General features: G+C 67.4%; 11 protein-coding genes and 1 tRNA gene. 5 read left to right on the top strand and 7 right to left on the bottom strand.

Annotation, left to right across the window (positions count from 1 at the left end):
• Positions 1–2 precede the first annotated feature (2 nt).
• Complete coding sequence (locus ASC77_RS20950; RefSeq protein ID WP_056157413.1) at positions 3–1,253, bottom strand: MFS transporter; 1,251 nt, start codon at positions 1,251–1,253, stop codon at positions 3–5.
• 55 nt (positions 1,254–1,308) lie between these two features.
• Between ASC77_RS20950 and ASC77_RS20945 the strand changes: the two genes are divergently transcribed.
• Positions 1,309–2,274: an ArsR/SmtB family transcription factor gene (locus tag ASC77_RS20945; protein ID WP_056157410.1), complete on the top strand. Its 966-nt coding sequence runs from the start codon at positions 1,309–1,311 to the stop codon at positions 2,272–2,274.
• A 69-nt stretch (positions 2,275–2,343) separates the two neighbouring features.
• Here the strand turns inward: ASC77_RS20945 and ASC77_RS20940 are convergent, their stop codons facing one another.
• From ASC77_RS20940 to ASC77_RS20930, 3 genes are all read right to left on the bottom strand, one after another.
• On the bottom strand, positions 2,344–3,816 hold the full coding sequence (locus ASC77_RS20940; RefSeq protein WP_156391218.1) for a hypothetical protein: 1,473 nt from the start codon (positions 3,814–3,816) through the stop codon (positions 2,344–2,346).
• 240 nt (positions 3,817–4,056) lie between these two features.
• On the bottom strand, positions 4,057–5,547 hold the full coding sequence (locus tag ASC77_RS20935; protein WP_056157778.1) for an aldehyde dehydrogenase family protein: 1,491 nt from the start codon (positions 5,545–5,547) through the stop codon (positions 4,057–4,059).
• A gap of 25 nt (positions 5,548–5,572) precedes the next feature.
• The gene (locus ASC77_RS20930; RefSeq protein WP_056157405.1) at positions 5,573–7,558 is read right to left on the bottom strand and encodes a thioredoxin domain-containing protein; all 1,986 of its coding nucleotides are present in this window, start codon (positions 7,556–7,558) and stop codon (positions 5,573–5,575) included.
• Positions 7,559–7,683: 125 nt separating this feature from the next.
• Here ASC77_RS20930 and ASC77_RS20925 point away from each other — a divergent pair, with 125 nt between their 5' ends.
• Positions 7,684–9,090, top strand: a complete 1,407-nt coding sequence (locus ASC77_RS20925; protein ID WP_056157404.1) for a tyrosine-type recombinase/integrase — start codon at positions 7,684–7,686, stop codon at positions 9,088–9,090.
• Between the two features lie 249 nt (positions 9,091–9,339).
• Positions 9,340–10,467, top strand: coding sequence for a three-Cys-motif partner protein TcmP (locus tag ASC77_RS20920; protein ID WP_056157402.1), 1,128 nt, complete (start codon positions 9,340–9,342; stop codon positions 10,465–10,467).
• On the opposite strand, the gene ASC77_RS20915 is transcribed toward ASC77_RS20920, so the two are convergent.
• A complete protein-coding gene (locus tag ASC77_RS20915) occupies positions 10,457–11,203 on the bottom strand; it encodes a DUF5131 family protein (protein ID WP_056157400.1) in 747 nt (248 codons plus the stop codon). The genes ASC77_RS20920 and ASC77_RS20915 overlap by 11 nt on opposite strands.
• Positions 11,204–11,491: 288 nt before the next feature.
• On the opposite strand from ASC77_RS20915, the gene ASC77_RS20910 reads away from it, so the two are divergent.
• Together ASC77_RS20910 and ASC77_RS20900 are read left to right on the top strand one after the other, a co-directional pair.
• Positions 11,492–11,569 (top strand) — tRNA-Arg (locus ASC77_RS20910).
• Positions 11,570–13,685: 2,116 nt separating this feature from the next.
• Positions 13,686–14,921 (top strand): exonuclease domain-containing protein, encoded by a 1,236-nt coding sequence (locus tag ASC77_RS20900; protein WP_056157396.1) that lies wholly within the window; start codon positions 13,686–13,688, stop codon positions 14,919–14,921.
• A 45-nt stretch (positions 14,922–14,966) separates the two neighbouring features.
• On the opposite strand, the gene ASC77_RS20895 is transcribed toward ASC77_RS20900, so the two are convergent.
• On the bottom strand, positions 14,967–16,949 hold the full coding sequence (locus tag ASC77_RS20895) for a DUF3732 domain-containing protein (protein WP_056157394.1): 1,983 nt from the start codon (positions 16,947–16,949) through the stop codon (positions 14,967–14,969).
• Positions 16,950–17,417, bottom strand: coding sequence for a three component ABC system middle component (locus tag ASC77_RS27630; protein ID WP_268788440.1), 468 nt, complete (start codon positions 17,415–17,417; stop codon positions 16,950–16,952).
• Between the last annotated feature and the right edge of the window lie 6 nt (positions 17,418–17,423).

The following is a 17,423-nucleotide window of genomic DNA, read 5'->3' as shown; positions in this document are numbered from 1 at the left end:
CGTCAGGCGACCAGCTCGACCGCGACGGTACGGCGGGCGGCGCGTCCCGCGACGACGCCGACCGCCGTGCCGGACGCGGCGAAGAGCACGGCCAGGAAGAACCAGCCCGGCCAGCCGTGGTCGACCGCGGTCGCCGTGACCAGGGCCGGCGCGACCATCGCGGCGAGCGAGTAGCCGGTCTGGGTCAGGCCCTGGTAGGCGCCCGCGCTGCGCGGGTCCGCGAGCTCGAACGCCAGGCCCCAACCGCCCGCCTCGCACCAGATCTCCGCCCAGGTGCTGAGCAGCTCGGCACCGACGAGCACCACCACGGCGACGACCGTGCCGACGCTGCCCGCGGCGGCGTACAGCAGGCACGCGGTGGCCAGGAGCAGGCTGCCGCGGCGTACGGTCCGCCCGGCGACGAGGACGTCGTGGGTGCCGCGCGCCGCGCGGACCTGGAAGAGCGCGACGAGCACCGTGTTGAGCACGAGCAGCAGCGAGATCACCACGGCCGGCGCCTCGGTGCGGGTGACGATCCAGAGCGGCACGCCGACGCTCGTCATGCTGAACTGCATGGCGATCACGGAGTTGAGCGCGGCGCTCGCGAGGTAGGTCCGGTCGCGTAGCGGGGACGGGCCGCGCTCCCGGTCGGGGTCGAGGTGGACGTCCATGCCGGCCGCGAACCCGGGCACCCGCCGCAGGCCCGCGAGCGGAACCGTGGCGGCGGCCGTGAAGAGGCCGACCAGGACCATCGTGGTGCGGTACGCCGCACCCGTGTCGACCAGCAGCGCGATGCCGGCCAGCACCGTCCCGAGGCCGATGAAGACGTTGGTGACGACCCGGAGCCGGGCCCGGATCTCGACGCGCTCGGCGCCCAGGAACCAGCGCGCCTGGAGCGTCGCCTTGGCCGAGCCCTGCAGGCTCCGGCTGCCGACCGCGACGCAGGCGATCAGGGTGAAGGCGAGGGCGTCGGTGGCGAAGACGTACGCCAGCAGCGCGACGCCCTGGATCCCGTTGGCGACCAGCTGGAGCCGGTCGGCGCCGACCCGGTCGGCGGCGTACCCGCCGAGGAACGACGCGGCGACCCCGACGGCGCCCGCCACGGTCAGGCCGAGGCCGACCGTGGTCGCGGCCAGCCCGATGACCCGGGTGAAGTAGAGCGCGCTGATGCTGTAGAAGAGGCCCGTCGAGAGCGAGGCCGTGATCGTCGCCAGGGTGAGCGCCCGCTGGACGGGGTCGGACGGCAGCAGCAGGCGGTGGAGGCGATCGAGCACTCGACAGTTCTGTCACGGCTCGCGGGCGCGCGCGAACGATGTAGCGTTGTGCTTCATGATCGAGTACGAGCTCGCGGGCGCCGATCTCGGCGAGGTGCGCTTCGCGATCTCCCCGATCAACGAGCTGACCCTCTCGCTGCGCACCTGGCGCGACCCGGGGCGCTATCCCCTGCACCTGCCGTGGCTCCAGATGACCGAGGACGCGCGGCGCGACCTCGACACCGAGATGATCCTGGCGCTGACGAACCGGGAGCTGTGGACCCCGGACTTCCTGACCCCCCGGCCCTTCTCGCCGCTCACGAGCTTCGCCGACCAGCTCGACGCCCTCGCCGACGTACCCGCGAGCGTGCTCCGGGAGGACATCGCGGAGGTCCACCCCGACCCGGCCACCCGGCCGGCGGTGCTGACCGGACGGCCGGCCCGCGTCCTCGGCCGGATCCAGCGCGCGCTCGCGGACTACTGGACCACCTGCTTCGAGCCGTGGTGGCCGCGGATGCAGACCATCCTCGAGGCCGACGTCGTGCACCGCGGCCGGTTGATCGCCCGGTCCGGGATCACCGCGATGTTCGCCGACCTCTCGCCGACCCGGATCAGGCTGGTCGGCAACGTGCTCCAGGTGCACATGAGCAGCGACGCCCACTTCCGCCGGTCCACCGCCGGCGAGGGGCTGACCCTGGTGCCGACCCTCTTCACCCGCAACGCCTCCGCACCGATCTCGCCGGACGAACCGCCGGTCGTGATGTACGGCGCGCGCGGCGTCGGCACACTCTGGGAGACGGAGCGCCCGGAGACCCCTGACGCGTTGGTGGGTCTGATCGGAGCCGCCCGCTCGCGGCTCCTCGTCCTGCTCGAGTCACCGGCGTCGTCGACCGAGCTCGCCGTACGCCTCGGCGTGACGCCGACCGCCGTCAACCAGCACCTGCGGGCCCTGCTGCACGGCGGCCTGCTCACCTCCGCCCGCCACGGCCGCTCGGTCCTCTACCTGCGCTCCGAGCTGGGCGATCGCCTGGTGGCGGGGTAGTCCCTGACGGAACGGCTCACCGCCGGCCCGGCAGCCGACCATTCCGTCAGGGACTACCCCGACGTGTCGTCAGCGCACCCTGACCTGCACCGTGCGGCTGTGGCCGTTGATGTGGCGCTTGTCGGCAAGCTTCACCACACGGTACGCGTGCCGCCCGCCGCGCCACTCGCGGTACGGGATGGCAAGCCTTCGGGCTCCGGTGCGGCGGGTGTCGAAATGCTTGGTCAGGACCGTGCGCCACGCGTTGCCGTCATACCGCTGGAGCAGGACCACTCCCCGCGAACCCGCCGGCGCACGCACGGTCGAGAAGTGGACGACCGATCCGCGACGCACGGAGGCCCGAGCACTGGTGCGGGCGGACGGCGACGGCGCGACTGACTCCGACTCGGGAGCCGTCAGGTCTGTCACCGGCGCGACCAGCGCGTTCGCCGTGACCTGCGACACGTTGCCGACCATCCGATCCGTCGCCGGCACGACGATCTTGTAGAGGCTGTTCTCCACGGGAGTCGTCGACAGGGAGAACCGTCCATCACGCCCGGTCCGCACCCTGTCAACGGGCGAGCAGTCCTGGTCGACATAGTGCACGCTCGACTGGCTGCACAGGATCAGCAGCCGCCCGGCCAGGCCCGGGCCCTTCATCGCGTCGCGCGGGTCGACGTAGTCCCACGCAAGACGGAGCCGGCCAGAGAACTCGATCGGCTCACCGAGAGTGACCTTCTGGCTCAGCCAGTCCTTGATGTCGAGGCGGCTGCCTTGGACGGTCACGAAGGTCGGCGGACCCAGGCGGCCCGACGATCCACGAGCCACGACCCGGTAGACGCGCGTGTCACCGGTCTCGACCGCGCGCGCGACGTACCGATTCGCCCGACCGCGGTACATCCCGTAGAAGTCTGTCCCGACGAGCGCAGGCAACTTCTCCGGATGCTCGGACTGCACCATGTCGATGACGACGTCACCGAAACCCGACGGATTCTGCCAGGTCAGGGTCGTGGTGGTCTGGTCGCCGTTCTGCGGACCGACGTTCGCGACCGCCAACTCTGTGATCGGCCCAGGTGCCGCAGGCTCGTCGGGTAGCGCGGCCAGGGGCGCGGTTGCATTGAAGGCGATGCTGCCCTCAAGACCAGCCTGGCCGCCAAGTGCCTGGCAGCTCAGCTCATAGGTCGCCGCGAATCGAGTCAGTACAGCGTGTTCGTCGCTGACGAGCTCGATGATGTGGACCGTTCCGATGGCGACCTCCGACTGGCGCGCATCTGCGGCCATCTGGTCACGGCCAGTTCCGCAGACCGTGCCCTCGCGCAGCGGTGACACCCGACCGCTCCCGGCCGGCGGCTTGCCACGACCGACGATCACGGGGAAGGTCACCCCAGCCCGGAGGATCTCGCCCGCAGGTGGAGACAGCTCGACGTCCATCGTGCGCTCGAGGTAGTCGCCCGCGGTGCCGATGTTGAGGTAGGTGGGTCCACCCATTTCCGTGGACCAGTTGGCCCAGCCCTGCAGACCGTCGTCCACCGACCACGAGTAGGTCATGCCCGTCCCGGGCACGGCCGCGTCCTCGCGTGACGTCCACGAGGTGTACCCGTCAGCGGTGGCGTCAGCTGCCGCCGGGACAGCCGCAAGGACACCCGAAACGAGGAGGAGCACGACTGCTCGCAGAACGGCGCAAGGCGACACCACAGACCCGGACAACGGCACTCCTCGTACGTCGGCATGCCCGTCCGGGCCGCACATCGGACGCACAGCGTACGGCGGGACCGCCGGCCCCGGAGGAGAACGGCGGAAGCGCTACTTCTTGCCGCGACCGTGCAGCAGGCCGAGGACCTGGGCGAGCTGCTTGTCGGCCTTCTCGGTGCGCTCGAAGCTGGTCAGGTTGATCATCGGCTTGAACTTCTGGCGCGCGATCGCCTTGGCGTAGGTGAACTCCTTGAGCCCCTCGGGGCCGTGGATGCGGCCGAAGCCGGAGTCACCGACGCCGCCGAAGGGCAGGCTGGGGATGCCGGCGAAGGTGATCACGCCGTTGACCGCGGACATCCCCGAGCGGACCCGCTCGGCGATCGCCATGCCGTTGGCCTTGCTGAAGACCGTGTTGCCGAGCCCGTAGCGGGTCGCGTTGGTCTTCTCGATCGCCTCGTCCATCGTCGCGACCTTGGCGATGGTCAGGGTCGGCCCGAAGGTCTCCTCCTGCACCGCCAGCGAGTCCTCGGGTACGTCGACCAGGATGGTCGGCTGCACGAACCGGTCACCCACGGCGTCGACGCCGCCGAGGACCGCCCGGCCGCCGCGGTCGATCGCGTCCTGCACGTGGCTGCGGATCACGCCGACCTGGCTCGGCATCGTGATCGGCCCGATCTTGCCGCCGGCGACGGCCTCGAGCCCGGCCGCCTTCGCGGTGATCGAGGAGACGAACTCGTCGTACACCTTCTCGTGCACGTAGACCCGCTCGACGCCGATGCAGGTCTGGCCGGCGTTGGCGCACGCACCCCACAGCGCGGCGTCCGCGGCGGCGTCGACGTCCGCGTCGGCGTCCACGATCACGGAGTCCTTGCCGCCGGCCTCGATCACGACCGGGGTCAGGGTCTCGGCGCACGCGGCCATCACCTTCTTGCCGGTCGCCGTGGAGCCGGTGAAGGCGAGCTTGTCGACGCCGGCGCGGCACAGGAACGAGCCGGTCTCGCCGAGGCCGGTGATGAGCTGGAGCACCGGCCGGCCGACGGCCTCCTGGAACGTCTGCACCAGCCAGCCGCCGACACCGGGCGTGTACTCGCTCGGCTTGAAGACGACCGCGTTCCCGGCCGCGAGCGCGTAGGCGATCGAGCCCATCGGCGTGAAGACTGGGTAGTTCCACGGACCGATGACGCCGACGACGCCGAGCGGCTTGAACGCCACCGACGCGGACTGGTTGACCATCAGCAGGCCCGAGGAGACCTTGCGACGACCGAGCACCTTCTTGGCGTTGCCCGCGGCCCAGGCGATGTGGTCGACGGCGAGCCCGGCCTCGAGCATCGCGTCGGAGGCCGGCTTGCCCATCTCGCGGCTGACCAGGTCGGCCAGCTCCGGCAGGCGCTGGGTCATCAGCGTCTTCCACGCGTTGAGGTGCGCCTTGCGCTCGCCGAAGCTCAGCCCGGCCCACCAGGCGGCCTCCTGGCGGGCGCGCGTGACCGCCGCGCGCACCTCCTCCTCGGTCTGCACCGGATGGGTGCCGACGACCTCGCCGGTCGCGGGGTTCAACGACTCGAACGTGGAGCCCGACTGCGGGCGAGCAGGTGCCTGGGTCATGACGGTCACAGTAGTGCTGTCACGGTCATCGCGACAGGGCCACCTCGAGGTCCGTCACCGACGTGACTGGACGCTCGCAGACGAAGCCCCGGCACACGTACGCCGTCGGGCGATCGTCCACCGCGGTCCGGCCGACGAGCAGCGGGATGTCGTCGGTCGGCTGGTCCACGACGACCACCACCGCGCCGGGGTGCCGGCGCGCGCGACGCTCCAGCTCGTCCCGCTCGGCGGTCGGCTCACCGACGATCGCCACCTCCACCGGACCGTCGAGCATCGCCTGCGCGGCGGCCAGCGACCACCCCGCGAACCGCGGCGCCTGCTCGGCGAGCACCGCCACCGTGTCGAGGGCCGCCTCCGCGGCGTCGCGGTGCCGGCCCGAGCCCGTCAGCGCGGCGTACGCCGTCAGCGCGTGCAGCAGCGAGGAGAGCCCGGAGGGCGAGGCGTTGTCCGAGGGGTCGCGCGGCCGGGCGACCAGCGCCTCGGCGTCGTCGGCCGTGTCGTAGAAGCCACCGCCCTCGGCCGCGAAGCGCGTCAGCGCGGCGTCGAGCAGCACCTCGGCGCGCTCCAGCCACACCGGGTCGCCGGTCGCCTCCAGGAGGTCGAGGAAGGCGGCGGCGACGCAGCCGTGGTCCTCGAGCACCCCGGCGGGTGCGCCCACGACGCCGTCCCGCGAGACCCGCCGCAGCCGGCCGTCGACCACGTGCACCCGCCAGAGCAGGTGGCCGACCACCACGGCGTCCTTGACATAGGTACGTCGGCCGAGCAGCCGCCCCGCGCGGCACAGGCCGCTGATCGCCAGCCCGTTCCAGGCCGCGACGACCTTGTCGTCACGGGCCGGACGCTCCCGGCGGTCGCGGGCGGACCGAAGGAGCCGCTGGACCCGGTACCAGCGCTTCAGGTCGTCGGGATCCGCGAGCAGCTGCAGCGTCGAGGCGCCGTGCTCGAACGTCCCGGTCTCGGTGACCGACAGCAGATCGGCCGCCCAGGCGCCGTCGTCCGGACCCAGGACGTCGACCAGCTGCTGCGGGGTCCAGACGTAGTAGGTGCCCTCGGCGCCCTCGGAGTCGGCGTCGAGAGCGGACGCGAACCCGCCCTCCGGCGTGCGCAGCTCGCCGAGCAGGAAGTCTGCGATGCCCTCGGCGACCTCGGCACCCTGGGCGGTCCCCCACCCGGCGTACACCCGGAGCAGCAGGGCGTTGTCGTAGAGCATCTTCTCGAAGTGCGGGACCACCCAGTCGCGGTCGACGCTGTAGCGCGCGAACCCGCCGGCGAGCTGGTCGTGGATCCCCCCACGCGCCATCGCGCCGAGGGTCGCGTCCAGCATCCTGCGCGCCTCCGTCGGCGTCCCCGGGTCGCCGGCGATCCGCGACAGGAGCTCGAGCACCATCGACGGCGGGAACTTCGGCGCTCGACCGAAGCCCGCCGACTCCTGGTCGAACTCGCGGGCCAGCGTGATCACGGCGCGCTCGAGCAGCTCGGGCCACTCCTGGGTCGTCTCCCCCCGGACGCCGCCCGAGGAGGAGAGGTGCTCGCGCAGCGTCTCGGCCACGCGGGCGACCTCGTCGGCACGGTTGGTCCACGCGTCGCTCAGCGCCTCCAGCACCTGGCGGAACGACGGCTGCCCGTTGCGTGGCCGGTCCGGGAAGTAGGTGCCCGCGAAGAACGGGTTGCCGTCGTGGTCGAGCACGCAGGTCATCGGCCAGCCGCCGTGCCCGGTCATCGACGTGGTCGCCTGCATGTAGACCGCGTCGACGTCCGGCCGCTCCTCGCGGTCGACCTTGATGCTGACGAAGTGCTCGTTGAGGTAGGCCGCGGTCGCCTCGTCCTCGAACGACTCGTGCGCCATCACGTGGCACCAGTGACAGGCCGAGTAGCCAACTGAGAGCAAAACTGGTGTATCACGGCGCTTAGCCTCGGCGAAGGCTTCCGGCCCCCATTCCCACCAATCCACCGGATTCTCCGCGTGCTGGAGCAAGTACGGGCTGGTCGCAGTGGCTAGGCGGTTGGCCATCTCCCATGACTCCTCACGAGTGGCACGTGTATCATTTCTGACCTTGTGATACACGAAAGTGATACACGAACGTTCTTCTCGGGAGCCTGACGCCGGCTCCACGGTCCAGCCTAGGAGGGACGCGGGTGCCGACTCGCAAGAAGCCAACGCTGCTCGCGCAGGGCAAGCCGCGCACCCTCGGTGGCAGTGCGCGGCCATGGCGGGTGAGGCTCTATGCCCCAGAAGCAGGCGGCACGAAGTATCAGGTGATGTTCCGCGCACCCGCCGGCGACGGCGAGCCCTGGAGGCGGGTGCTGCGCCGAGCGAACTCTGAGAGCGAGGCGCGCAGGATCTTCCAGCAGGCAGAGGCAGCGCTGGACACCGAGAGGGAGACACCAGCTCGCGCCGATGTCCGCGCCGCCCGCACCATCCGCATGCTCGGCGAGGAGTACCTCAAGGACAGCGTCGAACGCGGGAAGCAGCCACGCACCATGGAGCAGCGCCAATCAAGATTGAACGCTCACATCCTGCCCACCATCGGTGAAGTACCTGTTGCGAGGTGGCGCGTCGAGCACAGTCGCCAGGTCATGGGCAAAGGATCGAAGACGATCTTCTCCAATCGCGGGCGCGAAGACCTGCGTGGTCAGCTCGCAGCTATGCGCAAGCTCGCTTGGCGCCTTGGCTGGCTCGAACGAAGTGTCGACCCGCTCGACGGTCTGGAGATCGGACGCTCCACCGTCCTCCACGGAGCGACCGCCCACTATGTCGATCCTCGGTTGCGCCCGGAGACACGGCAAGTACGAGCGATGGCGGATGCCGCGGACGAGCTGTGCGGCCACGATGGCACCGACCCACTTATGACCCGCCTCCCCCTGTTCGGAACCAAGATCCGCGTCGCTGGCTTCGGCGGTCTCCGCCTCGGCGAGCAGAACGGCCTACGCGTGATCGACGTCTTCTTCGACCGCGGCTACGTCCACGTCAACGGATCATGGACCACTCCGCGAGGACAGGCGGGCTTTCGCGGACCGGTGAAGAACCACAGCATCCACGAGGTTCCGCTTCCCAAGTCGCTCATGCACGACGAGCTACTCCCCCGCGTCAAGGAGCTGCTCGACCTGCCCAGGACGGCATCACTCCAGCAGGTCGTCAACGCACAGGAGACCGAGCGGCAACGCCGAGCTTCACTGGCGGCTCTGGATCGGGACCGAAGTCTCGCCTGGTGGAATTACCCCGTCTCACCCGAGGACGAGCACTGGCTCTTCGTCGACTCCGTCACTGGCCTGCCGGTGAAGCCCGAGATGCACAACGAGCGCTGGCACCGCGTTCGTCGATGGGTCGAGCAGAACGATCCCGACAACGCATGGCCCCAGACGATCGTCTACCGAAACCTCCGGCACCACGCTGCGACCAAGTGGTTCCACGAGGAGCTCGGCGAGTCGTGGGAAGTCGTCGCTCAGTACCTCGGCGACAAACTCACGACCGTCCTCAATCACTACGTCCGCGCCGGCGAGGACGCCCTGCGCGACTCAGTGGGAAAGCTCGCCGAGCACTAGGGACAACCGGTGCTCACGGGGCAACAAAAGAACTGCAATCCACGCCTGAGTCGTCCCTCCGATCCGGGGGGTCGGAACGTTTTCGGCGGATTCCGGGACGGATCGCGCTCACATCGGACAGCGCGTCGCCGCCCAACGCCGATCGTCGGCGCTCACAGCGTGGGAATGCGCGATTCCCTGCCAGGGAGACGCCATCTGCGGCAGGATCCCGACACCAAGACTGCTCACGGGACTACGGGGTGATCACGAATGTCGGGTCGCGGAGACAGCCTACCCACCGTGTGGCCGCAGGAGCCGCACACGAAGGCCAAGCATGACCTCCTGACCGGCTACCTGGGAGCCTGGTTCGGAATCTTGGGATCGAGCCCCCGTCACGCTCGGGTGATCGTCTTCGACGGATTCGCCGGCCCCGGTGTGTATGAGTCGGGCGAGCCCGGATCTCCTGTTCTCACCATCAACCGGCTGCTGCATCACGACCACTTCTCGAGATGGGGCAACACCGAGTTCGTGTTCGTGTTTAACGAGCGCGACGACGACCGGTACGTCTCTCTGGCAGACACCCTGATCGAGCTCGAGCGGGCCCAACCTGGTGGCGCATGGCCGTCCAACGTTCGGGTCCATCATCGGAACGAGAGCTTTCCCGGCCTGGCAGAGAACCTCCTCGAAGGCCTCGCCGGCGCAACGCTCGCACCAACGTTCGCGTTCGTCGATCCCTTCGGCTACAAGGACGTCCCCCTCGACCTCATCAAGCGCCTCCTGAGCTACGACGCCTGCGAGCTGTTCATCTACTTCGACTTCAACTCAGTGAGCCGGTTCGCTACGGCCGGCAACGTCGACAAGCACTTCGGGGCCCTCTTCGGGACGGACAGGTTTAAGGACGCACCGCCCGCAGGCGATCCGGCCAGGCCGCGGTTCCTGCATGACCTCTACGAGGAGCAACTTCGCAGCGTCTGCGACTTCGCGTACGTACAGAGCTTCGCGATGGTCAACCGCGGCGGCCGGGTTGGCAACTACATGTTCTTCTGCACCAGGAACCTCACGGCGTTCGACCGTATGAAGAGCACGATGTGGAGGCTCGCACCCGACGGCGACTACAGGTTCGAGGACCGATTCGCCGACCAAGACGTACTGTTCGCCGACCAGCGCGACACCGAGCCCCTGAAGGCGGCACTCCTGCAGAGGTTCGCGGGAAGCACGGTCTCGATCGACGACATCCTGAAGTTCACGATCGAAGAAACGCCGTTCTACAGCGGTCAGGTGAAGCGCGAGACGCTCGCCCCGATGCAGCGCGACGGCCTCATCTCGGGTGGACCAAACCAGAAACGGGCGTGCCAGTACCCAGACGGCACGCTCGTGGTGTTCCCGCCTAAACCCTGACCGTTACGGGCATCTCATCCCACGTGCGTCCCTCGAGGTCACGACCGTTCGCCTTCGGCGTACGACCGCCCCACTGCTTGAAGAAGAACGCGACGCCCGCCTGCTCACACTGGTCGCGGATGTCGGTCACCCAACGGGGATCCATCGGACGAGCGTTCGGTCCCGACTCTCCGCCTGCGATCACCCAGTCGATGCCGTCGAAGTCGAGCCCGGGGAGCGCTGACAGGAGCGGCTCGCAGGACAGGAACCGGACGGCCGCCGGTGTGGCCCGTAGGTGGTCGATGCGGTCGACGGCGTCGAACGACTCAACGGAGACGCCCATCCAGACGTTTTCCGGCCACTCGAGTTGATCTGCGACCTTCGCAAGGCGGCTCGCTCTCTTGGTGAGCACCTGGTACGTGTGCTGCGGGGTCTCGCGCATCACGTCGAAGACGTCGCGCACGAATGACATCGGAACCTTCGCGTGGAAGAGGTCGCTCATAGAGTTGACGAAAACCACCTTGGGGCTCTTCCACCCGCGTGGTTGGCTCAGTGAAGCGGGGTGGATGGTGACTCCGAATCCGGGGCCAGACGTCCGGGGGTCGCCGTCGTTCTGGTACTTCTCGGCACCCATGGCCTTCAGCCGCTTGGCGAGTGCCAGCGCGTAGCAGTTGTCGCAGCCGGAAGCGACACGATCGCACCCCGTAACCGGATTCCAGGTCACCTCCGTCCACTCGATGTTGCTGTTGGTGGCCACGGCTGAGCTCCTTCGGTCGGCAGGTCGACCCCGCCCGGGCAGCGTACGCCGGGTCAGGCGCCAGGCGCACAGACATGGCGAAGCCGCCCGCTCCGCAGTAGGGCTTGGCATCGCAGGCGAGCGCTCGCTCGGGCCGCGAAACTGCGGTACTTCGGTGCGGCGGGCCAGCCATCGCGCACCAGGCTCGAGCCGAATGCCGGGGCGGCGGCACCCATCACGCTGCGCAGGCCATAGGCCGTAGAAGTTCGAGCACCGACGGACGCGGCGCCCGCCGTGGCGGCAACGCGACCCAGGTGCTCACCGCGCGACGCATCGAGCAGCCGCCTCCTAAGCGAAAGGTCGTAGGTTCGACTCCTACCTGGGGCACCGCCGCGAACGCGCAGGTCAGGACGCCGAACATCCTTCTGACCTGTGCGTTTGTCATCTCTGGGCTCCTGTCGACCCGTGTCGGGCTGTGCCGGGCCGGGTTGAGGCGGCCTATGCGAATGGCTTGTTGACGGCAGATTCGCAGCCGATCTATGGGAATTCTATGTGAAACCCGGCGCATCGAATGGGGATGGTGCGCAGCCCCGCGGACGTCACCACCCTTCGACTATCTGGCAAACGAGCTCGCTGATCGCCGATGTCTGATGGTCCAGCGTTCCGGGAGCGGTCCACAGCACCCCTGCGCTCGACGTATCAGTTCTCCGTCGTCGAATCGCCGCAAGATCGAGACAGAGCATCGCACTTGCGGCCTCGGCCCGACTCTCCGTCCACACGGTCGACGCGCGATCGCGGTACGCGGCGTGGACAAGCTCATGGCCCAAAGTCTCCACCACCTGGAACGCCCTCAGACCTGCGTTCAGCGCGATGAGTCCTACGTCGTCCAGGTACATACCGCGAAGACAGTCATCGGGCCACGGCACGCTGATTACCCTCACGCCCATCTCGCTTGCCAACGACAGATGCCGACTGATCAGACGCTCGGTATCGGTAGTCGCCGTGCGATCTCGTTCGAACTCGAGGTTCGCCGCAGACGTGGCGCGAGACAGCTCCGCTTGAGCGATCTGCGCTCGAGCGATCGCAGCGCAAAGCGTGATCCGCCCACGTCGGGCCGGCGATCTGACGGCCCACGGGACGATGTCCAAGGCACAGGCAACGGCGCAATCTTCAGCTTCAGAAACCTCGCCGCCTCTCACCCCACGCCCGGGTGCCAACGGCGGGGATATGTTGCATGATCGATCCATGGGTCTTCGTGCCTCCGTTGCACGCAGGTCCTAGGCCTTGGCGGGTGCGCTAACACCCGTCGAGGCCGATTTCAGTTGTCAGTGCGATCACCCTGCTCGATCCAATTGATCGATCTGAGCGATGGCCTGCTCTTGCCCAGCAGCGTCTGCTGCTGCCTGGTGGTCTCGCGTCTCCTCTCTACGCCGCGAGCGCTGAACCTTGCCTCGCCCAGACACGAATCTGTGGATTAACCCGTACGAGGAGGCGCCTCTGGAGCGGATGGGGCTAGCGTCCCGAAGGAGTCCGTTGGATTCGGGCGCCTGCGAATGGATCGAATGACCCGCTCGTCGACCGAAGGCCCAACTGATCGAAATCTCGTCGCCCGCGCCGGATCAGGTCGGCGTACTGGTACGTGACGGATTCGGTCGTTCCGCCGCGATGAGGCTCATGGCTATGGGCGCGGGCGTGGCGCCTTTGCGACTGCGGCGGCCTTCATCTCGAGCCCAGTCCGACCGACGGGCGTCGCTGGCCAGGCCCCTGGGAGCTGCGGCGCATTTGTCGTCAGTTGCCGGCGAATGCGAGCCCGACCCAGCGCCATGAGGAGCCGAGTCGGACGGTCACGACGCGCGGCGGAGCCAGATCCCGCTCCATGGAGCCGCCGCCTGACTGGCTCCTCGTTCGGAGATGTCGCGACCGGAGTGCCGGTAGCGTCCACATGTGCACCCGTCAGCCGACGAGCGGCGACTCAAGAGCAGGCCGTCGTCGCAAACGCGGTGCGTGGTGTCGCCGGTGGTCTCGTCGGCGAGGCGTTTGCGCATATCGACTTCTTGCCAGCGACCACCGGCCGGTGATCCGCCGCCCGCGCCGGCTATGGGAGCTGGGCAGCAGCGTCGACGCGCGCATGGCTACACCAATGGCTACGGGCCCCGACGTAAACGCCGGATAACGTGCACGTCCCTCGCCTGTCTTTGCAGGGCGGGGCCTTTTCGTGGAGTCGCCTATCAGAATCGAACTGACGACCTTCTCATTTCGGTTCGCAGCAAACCCCAGCAAGGCTGGGCAACAAATTTCATGGTCGAAACATGCTCTGACCTGCACCTTTGTCATCCCGACCCGACCCGCGACCTCCCGGCGGCTCCCGCCCGCTCACCGAAAGCCGCACCGTTTCTCGCCCGTAACTCGCATCTGGATGGCGAGCGCCCTCCCCAGGGATCCGTCGTTTGCCGGCGCCTCGCTCTAGGTCCCGCTAGCGTCCCGCGAGCAGAGGGGGTAGCTGATGTCGGGATACACGTGCATCGACTTCGAGACCACCGGCCTCTTCCCGACCCGGCACGACCGGGTCTTGGAAGTGGGCGTCGTGTTCGTCGACGACGACGGCAAGGTCGAGGGCGAGTGGTCCACCTTGGTCAACCCGGGTCGTGACGTCGGCCCGACCAGCATCCACGGGATCTCCGCCCGTGAGGTCTTGAAGGATCCGACCTTCGCCGACCTCGCTCCCCTCCTCCTGCAGTCGGTCGCGGGCCGCACGGTGGTCGCCCACAACGCACCCTTCGACGCCCGCTTCCTCAGGGTCGAGCTTGCCCGGTGCGGCTACTCCTGGACCGGTCCGGACATCCCTGCGCTGTGCACCATGGAGCTGGCCGGGCGCTACGTGCGTTCGTCGTCCCGCAAACTCAGCGACTGCTGCCGGGCCGCCCGCCTCGACGTCGCCGGCGAGCACGAAGCTCTTGCTGACGCGCGAGCAGTTGCCGCACTCTTGGGACACGTCATGGCCGCCACGTACGCCCCGCCGCCGTGGTCCACTCTGGTCAACGAGTCCCGCGGCTACGGCTGGCCGGTGTGCGACTCGGCGGCGATGCCCGAGTTCGTAGTCAGATCCGGCAACGCGCCCGTGCGTGAGAAGTTCTGGCTCGACCGGATCGTCGCGGGCATGCCCCGACACTCCGACTCCCGGGTCGACTCCTACCTGGAAGTCCTCGAGTCAGCGCTCCTCGACCGCTACCTCTCTGCTCACGAGGAGGAGGCACTCATCGAGACAGCGAACCACTTCGGTCTCGACAGAACCCGACTCGACTCCATCCACCGCGATTACCTGACCTCGATGTCCGCGGTCGCCCTCGAGGACGGCGTCGTCACCAAGGCCGAGCTCGCTGACCTGGAGATTGTCGCTCGCCTCCTCGGACTCAGCAGGGACGAAGTGGCGATCTCTCTGGACGCTGCCAAGGCAGCAGCGAGCCGCCCGGTTGCCGCGGCCTTCCAGCTCCAACCGGGCGACCAAATATGCCTGACGGGACAGATGACCTACCCACGCGAAACGATCGAATCGATGATCGCGGAACGAGGACTCGCCGCGGGCGGACTGACGAAACGGACTCGCCTTCTCGTCGCCGCAGACCCCGACAGTCAAAGCGGGAAAGCAGCAAAGGCCCGGACGTACGGGGTGCCAATCCTCAACGAGTCCGCGCTCTTCGGACTGCTGCTCTCTATGACCTCGGAGTCCAGACAGCCGTAGCCCATCCCGCCCAGAATGACGCAGGCGTTTCGCGATACGAACTGCTCAGTTGTCGTCCGTGTCACTCAGATCGAGCTCGTCTTCGGGCTCGTCTCGGACGTCTGACAGCCAATGGGCGGGAACGAGCGCCTCGCTGCCGCGCCAACGCTCCACGACCGCCTCTCGGAACCAGTCATCCGAAAAGTCAGCGTGATCAAGCACGATGACCTGGAGACGTCCGTTTGCCTCCTCGACCACATCGCGCATGAGCCTGAACAGTTGCCGCGCTCGGTCCTGATCACCGACCTCCAAGTCGCCGATCTCCGTGTCGCGGGGCGTCTCCTCGGGGAAGAAAACCTGGGTCGGCTGATCAAAGACGATGAACGATGGAACGGGGCGCTGGTGATCGATGAAGTACTCCTGAAGTGCGAGGTAGGCAGTTAGGTGGTAACCCACCCAGTTCATGCCGCTGCCGATCTCGTTTTCGCTCATGTAGGCGGGCCCAGACGGGAGGTCTGCCACCACCGTGAGCCGCTGAGGATCGAGTCGAACACCGGTGTCCGCGTGCTCCAGACCCAAGGTGCGGGCCAACTCCGCCATTCGGCGGGAAACCTGCGTCATCAGGGCAACCGTCCGCGAACGGACCGCGTCGCCGTCGACCTGCTCCTCCAGATCGGTGATCCTTGCCTTCAACGCGCGTATCTGACCGCGCAGAACGTCGATGTCCATGTCTTGCGCGACGTCTCGCGTCTCAAGGAACAACGAGATCCGTCCGGCGACGTAACTACGCATTTCAAGTCGGCGTGCACGGGTCGACTCTGTCGCCCGCAGAGAGTCGATTGTCCGGATTGCCTCAAGGCTCTGCTCGTAGGCAAGTCGGTCTCCATCAAGGCCGGACTCCAGCTCGGAGATCGCCTTCTGAATGCGCTGCTTGTCGCGAGCCGCCGAACTCACCCGTTGCTCAGAAACCTCAAGCGCCTCAGTCAGCTGGGACTTCATCTCATCAGCTTGATCGCTTGCGTCGTGCCCACAGACAGGGCAGTTGTGAGCGGCGCCCGTTGGCAAGAGACCCAAGGAAAGTAGCCGAGAATTCTGCTCAGTAGATTCGATCTCATAGCCGACGTTGACCTCGGCGAAGCGTTCTAGCCCGCGGATCTGAGCCGCGCGCTCTCTGATCGCCTCGCGGAGGCGGGCCGATTCGTCGATAAGGCGTTCATACTCGTCCTCCGGCGCGCTCACCGGAGTCGGCGTGCTGGGAGTGTCAATCGACACGGCCAGGCGGAGTTGTTCAACGATGCTGGAGCCCGGTTGTGGGTTCGTGTCCAGTAGGCCGTAGTCGCGCGCTTGGGCCACCAGCGCGCCGGCTACTCGCTCCTCCTGCTGACGGAAGGCGGTCAGCTCGCCGACCTGCCTCTCTAAATCCCGGACTTGCCGGCGCAGACGTCGGATCTCGTCTCGAAGCTCCATCTCTCGGCGCCCCTGCGCACCCATGAAGTACGGGAGGGTGTCTCGGATGGTCTGGGGCTGCCAGTCGCGAGACTGTCGATGGAACAGGCTTCGGGGATTGGCGATCTCACCCTGCTCCAGAAAGCAGTAGTAGAGGGAGTGGACAAAGGTTGCCGCAAGCGGTCTTCTGGATTGCGTCGTATCCGGCACGTTCTCGTTCGCTTCGATACCGAGGAGTTCACCGAGAAACGTGCGCACCGCTTCCGAGGTTGTGTTTACACCCAGGTCGGCGGCCCGGGGCGTTTCATCCGCATCGGGAAGCAACATCGCCTGGTTAGTCGTCTGGTTCGCCCCCACGCGAGGACGACCGATGAAGAACCTTTGTCCGTCAATCTCCGCGAGAAGGCCATACCAGTCCACGGCCTTGCGGATCAGCGCTGGCGCATGCGGTGACCCCGATCCCAAGAGGTAGCGGATGATCCCTATCAAGCTCGACTTTCCCTTTAACGATGCTCCCGTTATGACGTTTAGTTCGCCGGGACGGAGGAGGATGGATCGCTTCTCACCGTCGTTGCTGTAAAGGGCGATTTCAAGGATCTGCATCTACGGCTTCACTCCCCAATAGGTGAACAGCGACATCGCCGGTGAGGTCTGGGCGAACCAGCGCGCCAGCCACTCGACCCGTGCGAAGCACTCGCGCACCTCCTCGGAGACTCCTTGCGGCATCCTGCGTGCAGATCCGCGAATAAGAAGGCCTCCCTGCGCGACGACCAGGCCAGTCGAACACGCGAGAGAAATCGCGTCTGAGACACGCGGCTTAAGACTGACTGCGTGGCTTGGGAACGCGCCGACGAGCGATGGGTGGTCCTGCATCCAGACCAGAAGATTCGTACGAGTAGTCGAGGGTAGAGCTCTCCGGGTCGGGCCGTGCAACACAACTGGGAGCACAAGGTAGGCGAGGGCCACTGGCATCCCGCGCCTTTGAGTCTTCTCCCATCCATACGCAGCCCGATTGATCATGTATCCCAAGAACGCAGGATTGAAAAGCGCGAACTCCTCAGTGGTCCTCACCCCCGA

It is taken from the genome of Nocardioides sp. Root1257 (genome assembly GCF_001425175.1).
In the GTDB taxonomy this organism is placed as follows: domain Bacteria; phylum Actinomycetota; class Actinomycetes; order Propionibacteriales; family Nocardioidaceae; genus Nocardioides.
The sequence above is the reverse complement of the archived record's forward strand: the minus strand, read 5'-3'. Positions and strand labels throughout refer to the sequence as shown.